Here is an 18,441-nt window from a genome sequence, read left to right as displayed (position 1 = left end):
TGACCAGTCGATGCAGCGGCGTCCGCGCAGTGGAAGCGGACAGAGCCGAAGGACAGCCCGTGTGGCGCAACCAGAGCGGGGCCACCCGATGAGCCACGCCAAAGGATTCAAGAAGGACTACTACGGCGGCACGCTGATGGCACTGGTCGGACTCGCTGCCGTAATGGCCGGTCTGCAGTATCACACCGGCTCGCTCAGCCACATGGGCCCCGGTTTCTTCCCGGTAGCAGTGGGCGCGCTGCTGGCATTCGTCGGCGTCCTCATCGCCGTTTCCGCCCGCAACGACGAGCCCAAGGAAGACAAGCCTTCCGGTCACGGACACAGCCACGCTGCGCCGGACCTGCGCGGCACGGTTTGCATCGTGCTGGGCACGCTGGCATTCCTGCTGTTCGGCAAGTACGGCGGCATGATTCCGGCCACGTTCGCCATCGTCTTCATTTCCGCGCTCGGTGATCGCAGCAACAGCATCAAGCAGGCGTTCCTGCTCTCCATTGCCATGTGCGTTATTGCGGCAGTGGTGTTCTCGTGGGCGCTGCAGCTGCAGCTTCCGATGTTTACGTGGGGGGCGTGAGTACCATGGTTTCGAATGCATTACATGATCTCTGGTTCGGCTTTGGGGTAGCGTTCCAGGGCAGCAACCTGATGTGGTCGTTCTTCGGCGTGCTGGTCGGTAACCTGATCGGCGTGCTGCCAGGCATGGGCGCGCTTTCGGCAATCTCGATCCTGCTGCCGCTCACCTACGTCATGCACCCGGTGCCCGCCATCCTGATGCTGGCCGGTATCTTCTACGGCTCGCAGTACGGTGGGGCGATCGGCGCCATTCTGCTGAACCTGCCTTCGCACCCGCCACACGCGGTGACCTGTATCGACGGGTACCCGATGACCAAGGCTGGCAAAGGGGGCACGGCGCTGGGCATCACGATGATCTGCTCGTTCTTCGCCGCGTCGGTGGGCATTCTCGTGATGATCTTCGCGTCGCCGCTGCTGACGACCATCGCCTTCAAGTTCGGTCCCGCCGAGATCTTCTCGATCATGCTGCTGGGTCTGCTTGCCGGTTCGACGATGTCGCGCGGCTCTCCGCTGAAGGGCGTGGCCATGACGCTGTTCGGCCTGCTCTGCGGCGTGGTCGGCACCGACGTCAACACCGGCACGTTCCGCTTCGCGCTGGGCATTCCGGAACTGAGCGATGGTCTGGAACTCGTGGCCATCGCAATGGGCCTGTTCGGGGTGGCTGACTTCATCCTGAACGTGAACCGCATGACCGCGGTGACCTCCAACGCCAAGCTTCGCATTCGCGACATGCGTCCGAGCCTGGCCGAGCTGAAAGAGGCCTTCTGGCCGATGGTGCGCGGCACTGGCGTAGGCACGCTGTTCGGCGCGATGCCGGGCACGGGCCCGACGATCACGACGTTCGTGGCCTACGCACTCGAACGCAAGATCTCCAAGACGCCCGAGAAGTTCGGTACCGGCATGATCGCTGGCGTGGCAGCGCCGGAAGCGTCCTCGCACTCGAAGACGCAGGTGGACTTCATCCCGACGATGAGCCTGGGCATTCCGGGCGACGCCGTGATGGCGCTGATTCTTGGCGCGCTGATGATCCAGGGCATCGCCCCGGGTCCGCAGCTCATCAGCGACCACCCGGACATCTTCTGGGGCCTGATCGCCAGCTTCTGGATCGGCAACGTGATTCTGATGATCCTGAACGTGCCGATGATCGGCGTGTGGGTCAAGCTGCTGCAGGTACCTTACCGCTACCTGTTCCCCTCGGCGATGTTCTTCATCGCAGTGGGCGTATTCAGCACGCAGAGCAGTCTGTTCCAGATCTGGGAAGTGCTGGCCTTCGGCCTGATCGGCGCCCTGCTGATGTACCTGGAGTTCTCGGTCGCGCCGATCCTGCTCGGCTTCGTGCTCGGACCGATGGTGGAAGAGAACTTCCGCCGCGCCCTGCTGCTGTCGCGTGGCGACCTGGCCGTGTTCGTGGAGCGCCCGATCAGCTGCACGTTCGTGGTGATCTCGGCGCTGCTGCTGGCTGGCGTGACGTGGTCGGCCTGGCGCAATCGCGGGCCGAAGAAGACGGCCATCCAGGTGCTGGAATCGGAACTGGCGGTCAACGAGTAAGCCAGCCCATCGGGTTCGCAGTAACTGATGCGGCCGGATGCCTTCAGGGCATCCGGCCGCTTTCTCTTTTGGGCTGCCCAACTCCGTTTTGTATGCAATTTACGGATACAATGAAAACCGCCCGCGGACCAACAGCGAGGCGTTTCCGAATACGCACTACGCAATACGCAATACGCACTGGAGGACACAGCATGACGAACCAAGCAATCCCGGCCGAATACCTGGCCGCCCTCGAACCGATCCAGCACTATCTGGAAGCGCACCGCACCGGCCGCGCCGAGTACGTCCGCAAGGCCTTTCATGCCGATGCCCGCATCATCTCGTTCCGTGACGGCACCCTGCATTCGCTGACCGTGGAAGAATTCTCGGCCCGCTTCCAGGGCGAGCCCGCCGCAGACGAAGCGCAGCGCCGGCGCTTTATCGCCAGCTTTGACGTGGTCGGCAATGCCGCCACCGCCAAGGTCGTGCTGCAGTACCCCGAGGTAACGTTCACCGACTACATGAACCTGCTGCAGATCGACGGCGTCTGGAAGATCGCGAACAAAACGTTCAGCGCAGCACCGAAGGCACCAGCGCAGTAACGCCCCGGGGGGCGTAACAAGCCAGTCGAAATCGGCACATTTTCCCGCCGGGGCCACCTAGAATAGGTTCACACCGGCCATGGAAACTGGGAGGGAACGCCATGACACGCCTGCTTTCGATCTGGACGCTCTGCCTTGGCCTGGCGCTGGCCGGCTGCACCTACTACGGCTACCCTCCCGGCACGGTGCCCGCCAGCTACGACCGCTCGTTCTTCGCCGCCGCCGATGCCATGCGCGATCAGGGCGTGGCGATCGCGGTGCAAAACCAGGTCAGCGGCGAGATTTCCGGCGACCGCGGCGGCGTTCCGGTCTCGGCCTGGGTGCGCCAACAGCCGGACGGGAGCGTAAGAGTGCAATTCAACGCCAACGACTCCCGCGACCCAGACCTGGTGCACCGCATCTCGCAGAGCTATGACCGGCGCATGGGACGTTGATCTGGGCGCGGCTCAACCCGCGCGATAGATCTCGCTGGGTTCGATGAAGACGTAGACATCCCGCGCCTGCGGCACGCCGGGCATCAGCACCGCGAGGTTCATGGCGCTGCCGTTGATGGATTGCAGGAACGTCCAGCCGACGGTACGTCCACCCGCGCGAATCGCCACCGACTCGCCCGATGCAACGGTCAGACGCTTCATGCCAGGCACCACATCGATGGTGCGGGTCACCGTATCAAGGGCAGCCCGGGAGCCGAACAGCGCGCTGTCATGGGAAAGGACGGGGGAAAGGACGGCGGGGGCTGCGGTGCTGTCGGCAGGAACCGGGGCGGGGGCGCTCCATGCCAGTGCGGGGGCGAGCAGAAGCGCTGCGGTAAGCAGGGAGACGGTGTTGTTCTTCGTGGTCATGATAGGGATCTTGACCTTGCCCCGGATGGCAGTCCGCGGCAAGGCTGGCTTCGCCGGATTCTTGCCGGGCTGCCGATCGGGCTCTGTCAATCAGGGGCGATGCAGTCGTGGCACGGAGGGGCGATGTCTCCGTCGGGCTTCAGGATGTCTGGTGTCAACCCAGGTGACAGAGTAGCCCCATCTCATGAATTCATAAAATGACTTGATTTCACAAAACCAAGTCATTTTTTTCCGCTCATTGCGGCATACGCCACATGAAATGGGCCGCGCAATCGCATCGCGCCCGCATTCATACCCACCGCAAGGAAAACCAATACAATAGCGCCCCGCGCGGCGGACGCCCCTGGCTCCGCCTCTCCTTGCACCTCTGCCCTCATCCGGAATTTCATGATCGCAAACGCATGTGGTGTCGACTTCGGCACGTCCAACTCGACCGTGGGCTGGGTTCGCCCGGGCGCATCGACGCTCCTGTCGCTCGAGGACGACAAGGCGACCCTGCCCTCCGTGATCTTCTTCCATGCGGAAGACCCGCTGGTCAGCTATGGCCGCGCGGCACTGGCCGACTATCTGGCCGGCTACGAGGGGCGCATGATGCGTTCGCTCAAGAGCCTGCTGGGCACGTCGATGATGGATGACAGCACCGAAGTGATGGGCCAGGCCATGCCTTTCCGCAAGCTGCTGGCGCACTTCATCGGCGAACTCAAGGGCCGCGCCGAACGCGCCGCCGGCCGCGAGTTCACCTCGGCCGTACTGGGCCGACCGGTGCATTTCATCGACGAGGATCCCGCCGCCGACCAGCTTGCCGAGGACACGCTGGCCGAGATCGCCCGCGACGCGGGCTTCCGCGATATCGCGTTCCAGTACGAGCCGATTGCCGCAGCCTTCGACTACGAGGCCGGCATCGGCGGTGAAGAACTCGTGCTGGTGGCCGACATCGGCGGCGGCACGTCCGACTTCTCGCTCGTTCGCCTGTCTCCGGAGCGCGCCCGCCACATTGACCGCCGCGACGACATCCTCGCCAATGGTGGTGTGCATATCGGGGGGACCGATTTCGACCGCGCTCTGAGCCTCGCCAGCGTGATGCCGATGCTGGGCCTGGGCAGTGAGCTTCGCAACGGCAAGGCCATGCCTTCGGGCCAGTACTTTGACCTGGCGAGCTGGCACACCATCAACCTGGTTTACACACGCAAGGCCTGGTCGATCGTGATGGACAACTACCGCGATGCCGCCGACACCGTGAAGCTCGATCGCCTGATCCGGCTGATCCGCGAGCGCGCGGGCCACTGGCTGGCAATCCAGGTGGAAGCCGCCAAGATCGCGCTGTCTGCGGAAGCGCAGACCGTGGTCGACTTGGCCCGTATCGCGCCGGACACCACGCTCGCCATCACTCGCGAGACCTTCGACGAGTCCATCGCCAAACTGGTCGACAAGACCGCCACGACGGTGCAGGGCATGCTCAAGACGGCTGGCGTCAAGGCCGAGGCCGTCGACACGATCCTGTTCACAGGGGGCTCCAGCAGCGTGCCGCTGCTGCGCGAGCAGCTCGCGCAATTGCTGCCGGGCGCGCGCCGCGTGGAAGGCGACCTGTTCGGCGGTATCGGTTCGGGACTCGCGCTGGACGCGCTGCGCAAGTTCGGCTGAGCGCGTGTTCGCCGCACACGATGAAGTACACGCCTGCCGGGATTGGGCGAGATCGATTGCTTTCGATACTTGCGTGTCCACGTCCAGCAGGCTGGATTACTTGGCATCGCCGACCGTGGTGCAAACCACTTTTCCGCGCTAGCCGTAGCGCCACATCAGGCGCTCCACGGTACAACGATCCACGGGGACGTCCCCGCACTGGAGTCGACGCCACACCTTGTCGGCACGGTAGACCTGCATATTGGCTCGACCCCGCGTATCCCTCGGTGCCGGTCGATAAAGTCCTTCAAGACTTGAGATGCCACGAATAATTTAATGTGGTGATCTTAATGTTTCTTTAATCATCTAGCGCAAGAGCTGGCGGATGCACTAGTGTAGGAATTCTGGCATCCATTCTCTGGATACCAGCACAATGCGCGGTTGCGATACAAACCCGCAAGGTTACGCCTTGGGCTGGGAGGTATTCCTATGCTGGACAATACGCTGCACTTATCCCGATGCGCTATTCGTCAGCGGCAACCGCGCACACGTCGGCTCTGGCCACTGGGTACTGCGATATCCATCCTCTATGGCGTCGTTCCGCAGACGCTGGCGCAAACCATTGGCCCCGGGACCGTGACCTCCACGGTCAACGTCGGTAGCGGTACGACCACAATCGTGGGTGGTACATCGGTGACACCCGGTGGCACGGCTGCGCGCGTTACTGGCGGGACCCTCGTTGTGGATCCCAGCGCAGGGCCTTCTCCTGGCCCGGTGGTCCTCTCCGCCACCGCGTTCAACGCGTTTGCCATCTATGCGACTGGCGGAACCGTCAACCTCGGAACGGGCGGCATATCACTGTCAACGACGGGCGGCGCGTCCGCCGCGTTGTGGACGCAGAACACCAACACTTCGGCAACCTCAACTGGGGGCCTGAGTATCCATACGACCGGCGGATATGGCAATGTGAGCGGCGTACCAGTTGGCTCTTACGGCGCAGTGGCAAGCCATAACAGCAGCATCTCGCTGACAAATGCTTCGATTCTTACCGAAGGTTTGGGTGCGTCGGGCGCATACGCGTACGGCAGTCGCATCACGCTGAATAGCGTCACCATCGAAACGCGTGGCGGACTCTATTCGGATGCAACCGGCACCTACGGCGCTTACGGAGTCATCTCCAACGTGCTCAACGGCATCCGTGGATCGGTCTCGATGAATGGGGGCAGCATTCTCACCGCTGGCGGTACTGCCTACGGCTTGTTTGCTATTGGCTCGGACATTTCCGCGGCCAACGTCACGGTCAATACCAGCGGCAGCAACGCCTACGGTATCTTTGCGATTACCGGCTCCACGATCTCCGGCACTGGGCTGACCGTAACGGCAACAGGACCCTCTGCGTATGCAGTCTATGCGAATTCTGGGTCTACCATCACCTTGCAAGATTCGAGCTTCAAGACGACCGGAACCAGCGGCTATAGTCTGCTGAGTTATGGCCCCAACTCGCTCGTCACGGGCAAGAATGTCATCGTTACGTCGACGAATACCAACGCGCCTGGCGTTACCGCGTGGGGCACGACAAACACAGACGTCGTGCGTGTCAGCCTGACCGGCGGCTCCGTGCAGACCGAAGGCAATGGCTCATACGGCTTGTATGCGCGCGGCGCGGGGGCGCGCATCGACATTGACGGCACGTCAGTCACGACTACGGGACCGTCAGCCATTGCCGCCCGCGTGAATAACGGTACGCTAAACGCTACCAACGCCACTGTACAGGCAATGGGTACGGACGCTGCGGGCCTTGTCCTCAGCAGCGATACCGGCTTCACGGCAACTGCCACATGGAATGGCGGAACCTTGAGCAGCGCCCAATCGGATGCCATTGCGGTCAGTGGCGGAACCGCGCAGGTCGCGCTGAATGGCACGACGGTTACCGGCGCTCCGAACTGGCTGCATGTTTTAGGTACGACGACCCTTTCCGCAGGTTCGCTTCTCGCCCCGGATAACCCCACGCTCGTCGTGAACACATCGCCGACCGCCATCCCTGGGGCCGGCGTGCTGCAGACGCTAAGTAGCCCCGTGGCACCCATCAGCAGTTCGGTCACCACCGCCAATATCATCGCGTCTGGCGCGGTGCTGAACGGTGCAGCACTGACCGAGGCCGGCACCACGTCTAAGGTGTCACTGATCCAAGGGACCGTCTGGAATCTGACCGCAAATTCCAACGTGACCACGCTCACCAACGACGCGAGCCAAATCCTGTTCGGAGCGTCGACGGCTGGCGTCTTCAAGACGTTGACTGCAAACAGCTACACCGGGGCAAACGGCTTGATTGGCCTGAATACGTACCTAGGTACCGATGGATCGCCGTCAGACCGGCTCGTGATCGACGGCGGCTCGGCGACAGGCACAACGCGGCTGCGTATTGCCAACGCCGGCGGACCAGGGCAGTTGACCCAGGCGGACGGCATCCTGGTCGTTGACACGGTCAATGGCGCGACCACACTGCCTGGCGCATTCTCACTCGACGGCCGCGCCGTGGCTGGTGCCTACGAGTACCGCCTGTTCCGTGGCAACGCCGACGGTACCAATACCGACGCCTGGTACCTGCGCTCCGAGGCAAACCCGGTACCGCCGGCACCGCCGACGCCCCCCTCTCCCCCCGAACCGCTCTATCGCCCCGAAATCGCAGCCTATCTGGCCAACCAGCGGCTGGTGGGCGAGATGTTCGTACACAGCCTGCATGACCGCTTGGGCGAGCCTCAGTACGTCGAGGGCCAAGGTTTCAATCCCGATCAGGACAAGCCCCGTTCGGGATGGCTGCGCGCGGTGGGCAACTGGCTGGGCAGCAAGAGCGCAAACGGCATTTTCACCGCCCGCACCAACACCTTCATGATGCAGGGCGGCGCCGAACTGGCCAAGTGGAAGATCTTCGGCAACGGCGCCGACCGCGGCCACCTCGGCCTGATGGGCAGCTACGGCTACGCCAACACCAACGCCAACGCACAGAACAACCCGTTCAGCGCCAAGGGCACCGTCGAGGGCTGGAGCGTGGGTGGCTACGCCACGTGGTATCAGAACGACGAGAAGAAACTCGGGGCCTACGTCGACACCTGGCTGCAGTACGGCTGGTTCACCAACCACGTCGATGGGCAGTACCTGCCATCGGTGCGCTACAACGCGCAAGGCTGGGCCGCGTCTGGCGAGACCGGCTATGCGGTGCCGCTGCGCAATGACTGGGTCATCGAGCCGCAAGGCCAGTTGATCTATGTCGGCTACAACGAATCCGACATCACCGAACCCAACGGTACCAACGTCACCGGCGCCAACTCGCACGGCTGGATCACCCGGCTTGGCGCGCGCTTTCATCGTACGTTCTTGCGCGCTGACGACCGCAAGATTCAGCCATACCTGACGCTGAACTGGTGGCACACCAGTGTGTCCAGCAGCATCTCGTTCAACGACCTGCCGCTGGGCAGCATGTATCCGAGCAACCGCTACGAGGTGAAGCTCGGTGTGAACGCGGATCTGGGCAAACGCTGGACAGCATGGTCCAACGTGTCGGGCGCCTGGGGGGCGCAGAGCTTCTACCAGTACACGCTGCGCGCCGGGATCAAATATGCCTGGTGAGTGCTGATTCCTGAAGCTCAAACAGGAACGCGTCGGCATAGTTCTCGGCGGTGACATCCGGCCATCCGGAGCACCCGATCAATACGGCACGACTCAAAGGACGCTCGTACGCCATGGTGCCGTTTGGTCATTCGCTGAAAGCGTGGATGTCCTCTGCGCAAGCCGCAAATCATCCACGGTAGCCCGGGACTGCAGTTCCGAACCTCGCCGACCGCGCCCGCGCAAACGCGGCACGGATGCATTCCCCAACAGCTTCCTGGCACCGAAACCCCCGCAAAGATCTCCGAAACGTCTGAAATCATTCGCCTCTATTCCGAGGCGGGGCGGAGTTGGATCAAGGTCTGCCGACAGGTGTTGCGGCGTGAACGCAGCACGCAAGCCTGTAGAGCGTGAACCGCACATCGGGCCAGAATGTGCCGTGTCCCATATCGTTCGCGGGGCACGCGCCGGCTGCCGCCTAGCAGCTACCATTCAGGAGCAATTCATGATTACGCGTGACGTGATTCCCCAAATGCTGACCCGTGGCACTGCCATGTTCGAGCAGGGCGCCATGCAGGGCAGTTCGCAAAAGACGTTCCATCATGTCATCGACATCTATCTGAAGGATTCAAATGCCTTCATGAACACGTACTTCGCGCGCTATTTCGAATGGCAGGGCATCTGCCGGGAGCGCTGGTTCCATGAATGCATCCATGGCAACCTGCTCGCGGCCGGTGGCACATTCGTGACCAAACGCGCCCATCAGGAATATGTCGAAGAAACGTTTCCGTTCCAGCGTGTCGATTGCCACCTCAACACGTTCCAGGTTCGCCAGTGCTCGGCTTATCTGCTGTTTCGTTTCAGCGTCGAGGGCCGTCCTGTGTCGCTGGGCTACCAGCAGATCGTATTCGCGGGCAAGGACAAGCGGATCACCCGCTTTCCGCGCGAGATCATCGAACGGGTCAAGGAATATGAACTGATTGCTTCGCCATTTGCCAACTAGGTGGGCATCGTAGTCGCAGTCTGAAGTCAGCCCGCGACTCGGGTCTGGAGTGGTTGATCCAGGCCCGAGTCGCACGGCCTGAAGCGCGGCAGACGCAGGGTAAAGGTCGTGTACGCGCCAAGCTGAGACGCGCATTCGATGCGTCCGCCGAACGCTTCCATGACGCGGCGACAGAAGGACAATCCCAGCCCGTGACCGCGGCCATGTGCCTTGGTTGAGAAGAATGGCTCGAAGAGACGAGGCAGAATACTCGCTGGAATCCCTGGGCCAGTATCGTGAAACCGCATCAGGTAGTAATTGCCCTCGATCTCGCCAGAGATTTCAATATTGCCGCTGCCATGCGAGTGAATCGCATACAGGCTGTTCTTCAGCAGGTTAAACAATACGTAGATCAGAAGCGTGTCGGAGCCAACGAACTTCCAGTCGTCGGCGAAACCGCGGATGTGCACACGCGCACGCTCCTCTGGCATGAGCGGATAGCGCTCAATAGCCGCAGCCACGCACTCGGCGAGCCCGTGGGGCGCAAAGGTGCTGCGGTCGAGTCGCTCGAGCGTCAGCGATGCCAATGTCATGTCGATCACGGCACTGGTGCCGTCAACCTCTCGTGACATCCCGCCGATCAACTGCTTCGTCCGCTCGATTTGCCCAGGGCGCATTCTGTCTTCGAGGATGCCGTTCTCCACCGCGGCGATGTAGCCCTGGTGCAGGTGCGGCCACGCATTCTCGACTTCCTGCAATTGCATGCGAATAGTCGCTAACGGTGTGCGCACTTCATGCGCGACGGTCGCGGCGAGAGAGTACGGCCGCATGAGGTCGTAACGTACAACGCTGAACGCGATAACGCCGAGGCTCAGCACAATGAAGAACACGCCCGGCGGATAGAACCTGGCCCCGAAGTTCACGGCATAGTCAACCGCGGCGAGAGAGAACAGTCCCAACGCAAGCAGGCACAGGCCGAAGCGGCGTCGGCGCTCGGCGGTCGCGTTTGCGCGCGCCTTGAGCAGCAGCCATGCGCAGCGCAGGGCCAGCGCCACGGTCTGCATGATGTGTATGGGATGCAGTAACCCTGCTTTCGGATACTTGCCGAAGTAGAGCGTGTAGTAACCCGACACGACCAGATCGCTACTCATCAACAGTACCGAAAGCACCAGACTCACGCCGTAGGCGGCGATCAGAAGGGGCCATTCCTTGCGAGATTCTGTCACCTCGCAGACAAAGTGATAGAACGTCGTGGGCAGGAACAGGATAAACAGATAGCCGAACCGCGCCACCTGCATGGCTCCGTCTGGAGTCTCGGTCCCGAACAGGAACGCCCATGAGCCTTGCCAGGCGAACGTCATCGCGCACAGCAAGAAGAATGAGGTCGACACGCGCGTCACGCCCTGGCTCGATAGAACATATAAGCCGTAACCAAGGAAAATCGCCGAAACGAAAGAAGGCAGGATTGCGTACATGTCGGGGCATCCGTCGGAAACGGTGTGCCACTCAATTGGACGAGGCAAGATGGTACGGTGGGATTGCTAAGTCCGAATTGAATTTGTTTTCATTCTGTTGTAATGGATCGTTAACTCGTAGACCGAAGGGGAAGTACGGGTCGACGGCTTTACGCCCGGTGTTATCGCGATCGCCGGATAAGCGACTCGCCCGATGCCGGAGCATCGGCGCGGGACTCGCGCTGGACGCGCTGCGCAAGTTCGGCTGAACGCGCAGCCGCCGCGCACTGGTATCAGGGCAGCCGTTCGCTGCCCACTTCCTGCATCGGCGTCTGTTCGTGCGCGTGGTGCACGCGATTGCGACCGCTGCGCTTTGCGGTATAGAGCAGCCCGTCGGCACGAGACATCAGCGCATCGAGCGATTCCAGCGGTTGCCACACCGCCACACCAAAGCTGGCCGTCACACGCGGGCTATCCGGCAGCGTCTCGAAACGCGCGCGCTCGAGGGTCTCCCGAATCTCTTCGGCGATATGGATCGCTTCCTCCCCGGTCGTCCGCGGCAATAGCACCGCGAACTCCTCGCCCCCAAGCCGGCCGGCGATTCCCCGCGCGCCCACCACGCGCCTGACGATCCGCGCGAACTCCACGAGTATCGCGTCGCCACTGGCGTGACCGTGGTTGTCGTTGATGAGCTTGAAGAAATCAAGGTCCACCAGGATCAGGCCGGGCACCCCACCATTGGCCCGCGAAATCGTCGCGCGCGCGAGTTCCTCGAAGCTTCTCCGGTTGTGAAGCCGCGTCAGCGCATCCGTATCCCGCTCGTGCTGGATCCGTTCGATCAGCGCGTGAATCTCGGAGCCCAGCAGCACCAGGCTGAAGAAGACATTGAAGAGCGTCTGGCCTACCTGGAAATACGTCCAATAGCTCGAAAATGCCCTGCCGCATTCGTCGGTGTGCGGAGGTGCGCTCGTGCTCAGCAGCAGCCGCACGCCGAGGTTCACCGTAAAGGCGACGAAAACCCAGTAGATCGCTCGATCCGCCACGCTGCCCCGCCGCAAGCCGCCAAGCTGAGCCAGCGCAATGCCGAAGATCAGCGCGGCGCCAACGTTGTGTACATATATCCGCGCCGTCAGGTCAGGTACCGCGAAATGGAAGTACGCGAGCAGCGAGAACTCGACGATGGCCACCCCCGAACAGGCGGCCAGTGCGGTGGTGGATTCGACATGAGCGCGCCACAGCAATCCGCACGCGATCAGCATCGTGCTGCCGATGTAGAACGGCGCGGCGACGAGCGTCGTCCAGACGGAATCGCTCGGCGGAGACAGGACCTGAATGGCCACCGCCACGGCATAAAGCGCAAAGGACACCCCGAACGCCAGCAGGTGCTGGCTGCGGAGCTGCCGCCAGACCACCAGGAAGCAGCCAGCGAAGATCAGCGAGACCGCAGGGTTGATCAGGGATAGTTGGTTGCAGAACGACACGGGGGCGCAAGGGCTTCTGTGAGAGCGGCTGACAATGGCTCTGACGAATCAGAACGTGATGTCCGCCGCAAGCACCGCACATACGCGCGGGCCGAAACTGCTGATACCCGTCAGCGTGAGGTTGTGATGGTGAATGATCTGCCCTGCAGACAAGGCCGCATTCGAAACAGTGGTGTGACCATCTTCGATCAGCCTCACCGGATAGCCCAGCGCCAGCGCACGCCGCGTGGTGGTATCGACGCAGTACTCGGTATGCATGCCGCAGATTACCAGGTGCGTCACCCCGTGCTCCTTCAGCGTCGCCTCGAGTGTCGTCCCGAAGAAAGAATCCGGCGTGGTCTTGCGGATGCGCAGGTCGCTCTCCAGCGCAGTCAGCCCATTTGCGAGCTGCCAGCGCGCGGAGCCATACGGCAGGTAGTCGTCCACCGATTCATGCTGGACAAATATGACGGGCACGCGCGCGGTGCGCGCCTTGCTGGCAACATCGTTGATGCGGTCGATGACGTCGCGGTGGGCGAGCGGGGCCTCATCGCCTTCGCACAGGCCTTGCTGGACATCGATGACGAGTAGGGCCGCTGTCATGGCAGATAAGTCGGAGACCTTGATCGCTCAATCATGCCATGAAACAACGAACGGGACCGGTGCTGCACGACCGGTCCCCCACCTTAGTGGGTGCCTCCAGTGCGTGCGTCCGTTCTTCCGTTCGGCCGCGCGTCCCCGGCAGATCGACGGGCGACGCGGCGGCGCTGCGAGTCAGGCCCCCGAGGCGATCAACGGATGCGCGGCATTGCCCAGGGCGGTCAGGACCTCGGCCGGTCCGGGCCTGGCAAGCAGAAAACCCTGCGCGCGGTCGCAACCGATCTCGCGCAGAAACTGCAGTTGGGCGATGTTCTCCACGCCCTCGGCCACCACGGTCAGGCCAAGCGCACGGGCCATGGCAACGATCGCGCGAAGAATCGCACCGTCGCGCTCCCGCTCGATCACAGCGGTCAGGAAAGAGCGATCCACCTTGACGGTATTGACCGGCAGCGTCTGCAGATAGGTAAACGAGGAATAGCCCGTTCCGAAGTCGTCGATGGCCAGACCGACACCGCGGCGCGCCAGTTCGCCAAGCACCAGCTCGGTCACGCCGTTTCCGGTCATGGCCATGCTCTCCACCAGTTCAAGCTGCAGATGCTCCGGCTGCATGCCGGCGTCGCTCAGCACATCGGAGACGTCATGCAGGAAATGCTCGTGGCGGATCTGCCTGGCAGACAGGTTGACCGACATGCGGCCGAATTCGAAGCCCGACCGGAGCCAGGCCGCACCCTGCCGGCACGCCTCGCGCAACACCCAGGCGCCAATCGGCACGACCAGGGCCGATTCCTCGGCCACATCGATGAAGGCACCGGGTGACAGCAGCCCGCGCGTCGGATGCTGCCAGCGCAGCAGCGCTTCGACGCTGACGATCCTTCCCGAGCCCAGGTCGTAGATCGGTTGATAGTGGAGGCGAAACTCGCGGCGCGTCAGCGCGCGACGTAGTTCGCTCTCGAGCGCCATGCTTTCCTTCGCGGACGAAGTCATCTGCGTGGCGAAGAAGCGGAAGGTGTTCTTGCCTTCCTGCTTGGCTTCGTACATGGCGCGGTCGGCCTGCATCAACAGTTGCTGCTGATCCGTGCCGTCGTCCGGATAAATGCTGATTCCGATGCTCGGCGTCACGAACACGCTGCGCCCGGCCGCATCGATTGGCTGACCAACCACCTCCAGCAGCACCTGCGCGATATGCGCGACATGACGGATGTCCTCGATCTCCTCGACAACGATCGTGAACTCGTCCCCGCCAAGCCGGGCCACCGTGTCGCTCTCGCGCACGGCATGCTTGAGCCGCATGGCAATGATCCTGAGCGCGTCGTCTCCAGTGCCGTGCCCCATCGTATCGTTGATCATCTTGAAGCGATCGAGATCGAGGAACAACACGGCCACACGTCTGGACGCGCGCCGGGCGCGAATGATGGCCTGCTTGAGCCGCTCGCTGAACAGCGTGCGGTTCGGCAGGTCCGTCAGCGGATCGTGCATGGCCAGATGGTTCAGGCGCTCTTCCGCGATACGGCGATGCGTGATGTCCGAGAAGATCGCCGCGTAATGCGTGCATTCGCCGGCCTGATTGCAGATGCTGGAGACGGACAGATGCTCGAGGTACAGCTCGCCGTTCTTTCGGCGATTCCAGATCTCGCCCTTCCAGTGACCTTGCGCGCGCAACTGGCTCCACATTTCCTGGTAAAAGGATGGACCCTGGCGCCCCGAACTCAGCATCCGCGGCGTCCGGCCGATGGCCTCGTCGAGCGTGTAGCCGGTCAGTTGCGTGAAGGCTGGATTCACCTGCTCGATCACGCCGTTCAGATCGGTCACCATCACGCCGTCGAGCGTCGATTCGAATACGCGATCGGCCAGCCGCAGATGGTAGTTGGATCGCCGCAGTGCCTCGTCGCGCTCGTGCAGCGCCGTCCGTAGCTCATGCACGTACTCGTGTTCGATACCGCACAGGATGTCCGACAGGCTTAGCAGACCCGTCAGCTCGCCTTGATCGTCGAGCACGCCAACGTGACGCAAGCGATGGTCCGAAAGAAACTTCCGGGCCGAATACAAGCTGTTGGAATGCGCCAGCGAATGCAGGCGACGACTGGCATGATCCGACACGATGCCGTCGAGCGCGTTGGCGGCAGCCAGCCGCACGACGTCGCGCTCCGTCAGGATGCCGTACTCGTCGTCGGGAAAGCGGACGACTACGGCGCTCAGTCCGCCCGAACGCATGACACGCATGACTGCAGCCAGTTTCTCTTCCGGGTCGACGATGACCGGCGGCGGAACCTTGACCGAGTGAATCGGGCGAAGGCGCAGAAAATACTCGGCGCCCTGATTCATGACGAGGTCGGTCTGCGACAACATGCCGAGCGGACGCCCACTGTCATCCACCACCAGGCAATGGCGGATGCTCTTGCTCTTGAAGTACAGCGCGGCATCGCCGAGCCTGGTGCGGCAGTCCAGCGCCAGTACGGGATGACTCATCAACTCGGCGATGGGGCGCGACAGCGCATCACTCATCTCGCCGAGCGCCAGCGCGTCCCGCTCGGTCCAGATGCCGACGACCTGCCCCTGGTCCACCACGACGATCGAGCTGCAACTGCGCTGCGCCATCATCGCGACAACTTCGCTGACACTGGTGCGCGGGCCGCACTCCAGGATGGATCTCGATATCAGGTGATCGATTTCAAGATCCAGCGTGTGTTGTGGCATTTCTCTCCCCGAAAACGCTTCTGCCTTGCATGAAAATGCCGGCAGCGTAGCGACGGGAGGGCTGCGAAACCTTGATTAAGGTCAAACTGCCCCGGAGCCCGAGCCATGTCCCCTACCAAGGTACGGTAAAGAAATCGGCCATCCAGCCGATATTCGATATTGGGGGATTTTCGTTATGGCTTGCGACGGGTGGTGGCCTGGGCTGCGAACGCCTTCCACTCCCGGAAGACCGTATCCAGGCACGCCGCCGAATCACAGGCGTCCCGCTTCTTGCGGAACGCCGCGATTTCCGACTCGGTGATGGATCCAGCCTTGAGTTGCCGCTGCTGATCAGCAAAGATGCGCTGGTAGCCCATCGAGAACAGCGCGGACTCGCAGATCATGCGATGCGCCGGCACCGGTCGGGCAGACACGACGGACGGATCGCAGTCGATGTCGGTGGCATGCGCGTTGCCGAAAGCCAGGAGACCAGTGACGGCCAGGCAGCGGAACACGCAGTGGATGTGCGCGAGGTGGATGGTGCGAAACGTGCGGGTCATAGTCGATACGGGGAAAGCCTGAAAGCTGGCAGGTGTAGAATCCCGGCCTTCAATCGCCCCTGGAAACTTAGCATGAAGATGGACGCCTTTCCCTTTGGCACGACCGACTGGTCGCAGATTGAACGCACCGAGCACAAGGGAGAAACCGGAGCGGCTTACTGGCGCACGCAGTACTTCGGCGACGGCGACCGCCGGGTGCGTGTGCGCATGGTCGAATACTCGCCGGGATACCTCGCGGACCACTGGTGCAAGAAGGGGCACGTCCTGTTCTGCCTGCAGGGCGAACTGGAAACGACGCTCGCAGACGGCCGTCAATTCATGCTGCGGCCGGGCATGAGCTATCAGGTCGGCGACGACGCCGAGGCCCATCAGTCCCGTACCGCGACGGGTGCCACGTTGTTCATCGTCGATTGAAGCAGCGGGGACGCCCTGCCATCCGGCCCGGGTACCCCATTGCGAGACATTACTGAGCCTTGCCTGCGGGCGATGCCATGCTTTGCAGGCCGATGGCCTTGCCGCTGGCATCCGTCACGCGCGCCAGTTCCCGATACGCGTTCGCCTGCACCTGTCCGGGCAGCGGCACGAACTTCGCTTCGCGGGCGAGCTGGTCGCCGTGGAGATAGCCCCAGGTGACGAACTTCATGGCCTCGAGCGTGCGCTCACCGGCGCGGCTGACGGCCGGCACGACGACGAACGTCCCCATGGTGATCGGCCATGCGTCGGCGCCCGCCTGATTGACCAGGCTGGCCGTGAAATCGCCCTTCCGGTTCCAGTTGCTGTGCACCACCGCATCGCGGAATCCGCCCACCGTGGCGCTGACGAAGTTGCCATCTGCATTGCGCAGTTGCACCGGATTCAGACCTTCATCCAGCACGTAGTTGTAGTCGATGTAGCCGATAGCGCCACGGTTGCTCTGGACCGCCTTCACGACCTCGCCACTGCCTTTGGCACCGGTGTAGCCGGCCGGCCATGAGAACGCGGACTTGGTGCCATACGTCGACTTCCAATCGGCACTCACCTCGCTCAGATAGGCGCTGAAGTGATAGGTGGTGCCCGAACCGTCGGCACGCACCACGGGGTGGATCTTCAGGTTCGGCAGGGCGAGCCCCGGATTCACGGCACGGATCTCCGGCGCATCCCAGCTATCGACCTTGCCCAGGAAAATCTTCGCCAGCAAATCGCCGGTCAGCTTCAACTGGCCCTTCGGGACGGAAGGCAGGTTGATCACCGGAACCGCAGCGGTAACGACGGTCGGCACACAGACCAGCCCGGACTTGCTTGCTTCCTGGGGAGACAGCGGCACATCCGACGCGCCGAAATCGACCTGCCCTTCCCGGATACGACGAATACCTTCGCCCGATCCAACCGCCGCGTAATTGAGCCGGGTGCCGGTGGCCGCGGCATAGCCTGTCGACCAGACGCGATAGACCGGCGCGGCCGCCGTCGAGCCCGCGCCCTGGATATCAGCGGCTACGGCAGTGGACGTGATGAGCGCCAAGCCAAGAATGGCCAACGCAGTGCGCTTGAGCATGATCGTTCATGGAAAGTGGGCAGCCGGCATTGTAGCGGCGCAAGAGCAAGATCTTTCGGATCGGCTTGCTGTCTGGATTGATCAAATGATCGGGGCATGACATCTCCAGAGGCGTCGCGGTTGCCCGGGATACCTCTGGACTGTCTGGGCACGGAGCCCTGGGTCCCGCGTCAGTTCCCGCTCAGGAACAGGCCTTGCCGTGATCGGGCTTGTAGCCCTTGGCCTTGGCGTCGGCCTCTGACATGTACGCGCCGCTCTTGGTCTTGCCGTAGTAGCGATCGGACGGGCAGTGGTAGACCTTGGTCGACGAGTTGACCCAGACCTGGCCAGGGCCTCCGCCCGGGGCGGCGGCGGTGGTCTTTTTCTCGGTGGCAGTGGCGGGGGCCGCAGGGGCGGCGGCCTTGGGCGCGGGTG

General features: G+C 62.6%; 15 protein-coding genes and 1 pseudogene. 8 read left to right on the top strand and 8 right to left on the bottom strand.

The features are described 5' to 3' along the window. Positions 1-88: 88 nt before the first annotated feature. From D769_RS01790 to D769_RS01775, 4 genes are all read left to right on the top strand, one after another. Entirely contained in the window at positions 89-571 is a 483-nt protein-coding gene (locus D769_RS01790) for a tripartite tricarboxylate transporter TctB family protein (RefSeq protein WP_008641504.1), read from the top strand. A gap of 5 nt (positions 572-576) precedes the next feature. Beyond that, positions 577-2,118: a tripartite tricarboxylate transporter permease gene (locus D769_RS01785; RefSeq protein WP_008641503.1), complete on the top strand. Its 1,542-nt coding sequence runs from the start codon at positions 577-579 to the stop codon at positions 2,116-2,118. Between the two features lie 191 nt (positions 2,119-2,309). Continuing rightward, on the top strand, positions 2,310-2,699 hold the full coding sequence (locus tag D769_RS01780; protein WP_008641502.1) for a nuclear transport factor 2 family protein: 390 nt from the start codon (positions 2,310-2,312) through the stop codon (positions 2,697-2,699). 101 nt (positions 2,700-2,800) lie between these two features. After that, positions 2,801-3,133, top strand: coding sequence for a hypothetical protein (locus tag D769_RS01775; protein WP_008641501.1), 333 nt, complete (start codon positions 2,801-2,803; stop codon positions 3,131-3,133). A gap of 12 nt (positions 3,134-3,145) precedes the next feature. On the opposite strand, the gene D769_RS01770 is transcribed toward D769_RS01775, so the two are convergent. Next, the gene (locus tag D769_RS01770; RefSeq protein ID WP_241227831.1) at positions 3,146-3,541 is read right to left on the bottom strand and encodes a CzcE family metal-binding protein; all 396 of its coding nucleotides are present in this window, start codon (positions 3,539-3,541) and stop codon (positions 3,146-3,148) included. A 387-nt stretch (positions 3,542-3,928) separates the two neighbouring features. Here D769_RS01770 and D769_RS01765 point away from each other — a divergent pair, with 387 nt between their 5' ends. The 3 genes from D769_RS01765 to D769_RS01755 all read left to right on the top strand — a co-directional run bounded on the left by D769_RS01765 (position 3,929) and on the right by D769_RS01755 (position 9,770). Next, positions 3,929-5,182, top strand: a complete 1,254-nt coding sequence (locus D769_RS01765; protein ID WP_008641498.1) for an Hsp70 family protein — start codon at positions 3,929-3,931, stop codon at positions 5,180-5,182. A gap of 945 nt (positions 5,183-6,127) precedes the next feature. Further along, positions 6,128-8,788 carry an autotransporter outer membrane beta-barrel domain-containing protein gene (locus D769_RS01760; protein WP_241227830.1) on the top strand — a complete coding sequence of 887 codons (2,661 nt, stop codon included), beginning with the start codon at positions 6,128-6,130 and terminating at the stop codon, positions 8,786-8,788. 484 nt (positions 8,789-9,272) lie between these two features. Continuing rightward, entirely contained in the window at positions 9,273-9,770 is a 498-nt protein-coding gene (locus D769_RS01755) for a thioesterase family protein (RefSeq protein ID WP_008641496.1), read from the top strand. Between the two features lie 26 nt (positions 9,771-9,796). Here the strand turns inward: D769_RS01755 and D769_RS01750 are convergent, their stop codons facing one another. The 5 genes from D769_RS01750 to D769_RS01730 form a co-directional block, all read right to left on the bottom strand. Beyond that, positions 9,797-11,224, bottom strand: coding sequence for a sensor histidine kinase (locus tag D769_RS01750; RefSeq protein WP_008641495.1), 1,428 nt, complete (start codon positions 11,222-11,224; stop codon positions 9,797-9,799). 272 nt (positions 11,225-11,496) lie between these two features. Beyond that, complete coding sequence (locus tag D769_RS01745; RefSeq protein ID WP_008641494.1) at positions 11,497-12,684, bottom strand: GGDEF domain-containing protein; 1,188 nt, start codon at positions 12,682-12,684, stop codon at positions 11,497-11,499. A gap of 48 nt (positions 12,685-12,732) precedes the next feature. After that, positions 12,733-13,266 carry a cysteine hydrolase family protein gene (locus D769_RS01740; RefSeq protein WP_008641493.1) on the bottom strand — a complete coding sequence of 178 codons (534 nt, stop codon included), beginning with the start codon at positions 13,264-13,266 and terminating at the stop codon, positions 12,733-12,735. A 171-nt stretch (positions 13,267-13,437) separates the two neighbouring features. After that, positions 13,438-15,957 (bottom strand): EAL domain-containing protein, encoded by a 2,520-nt coding sequence (locus D769_RS01735; RefSeq protein WP_008641492.1) that lies wholly within the window; start codon positions 15,955-15,957, stop codon positions 13,438-13,440. A 173-nt stretch (positions 15,958-16,130) separates the two neighbouring features. Then, a complete protein-coding gene (locus tag D769_RS01730; RefSeq protein ID WP_008641491.1) occupies positions 16,131-16,496 on the bottom strand; it encodes a hypothetical protein in 366 nt (121 codons plus the stop codon). 72 nt (positions 16,497-16,568) lie between these two features. Between D769_RS01730 and D769_RS01725 the strand changes: the two genes are divergently transcribed. Beyond that, positions 16,569-16,910 (top strand): DHCW motif cupin fold protein, encoded by a 342-nt coding sequence (locus D769_RS01725; RefSeq protein ID WP_008641490.1) that lies wholly within the window; start codon positions 16,569-16,571, stop codon positions 16,908-16,910. 49 nt (positions 16,911-16,959) lie between these two features. Here D769_RS01725 and pstS read toward each other — a convergent pair whose 3' ends face one another. Both pstS and D769_RS01715 read right to left on the bottom strand, forming a co-directional pair. Then, a complete protein-coding gene (gene pstS / locus D769_RS01720) occupies positions 16,960-18,027 on the bottom strand; it encodes a phosphate ABC transporter substrate-binding protein PstS (protein ID WP_008641489.1) in 1,068 nt (355 codons plus the stop codon). 181 nt (positions 18,028-18,208) lie between these two features. Then, positions 18,209-18,441 (bottom strand): annotated as a pseudogene (locus D769_RS01715) (hypothetical protein); the annotation flags it as partial.

Source organism: Cupriavidus sp. HMR-1, assembly GCF_000319775.1.
Taxonomy (GTDB): domain Bacteria; phylum Pseudomonadota; class Gammaproteobacteria; order Burkholderiales; family Burkholderiaceae; genus Cupriavidus; species Cupriavidus metallidurans.
Note: the sequence above shows the minus strand (reverse complement) of the source record. Positions and strands in the feature narration are given on the sequence as shown.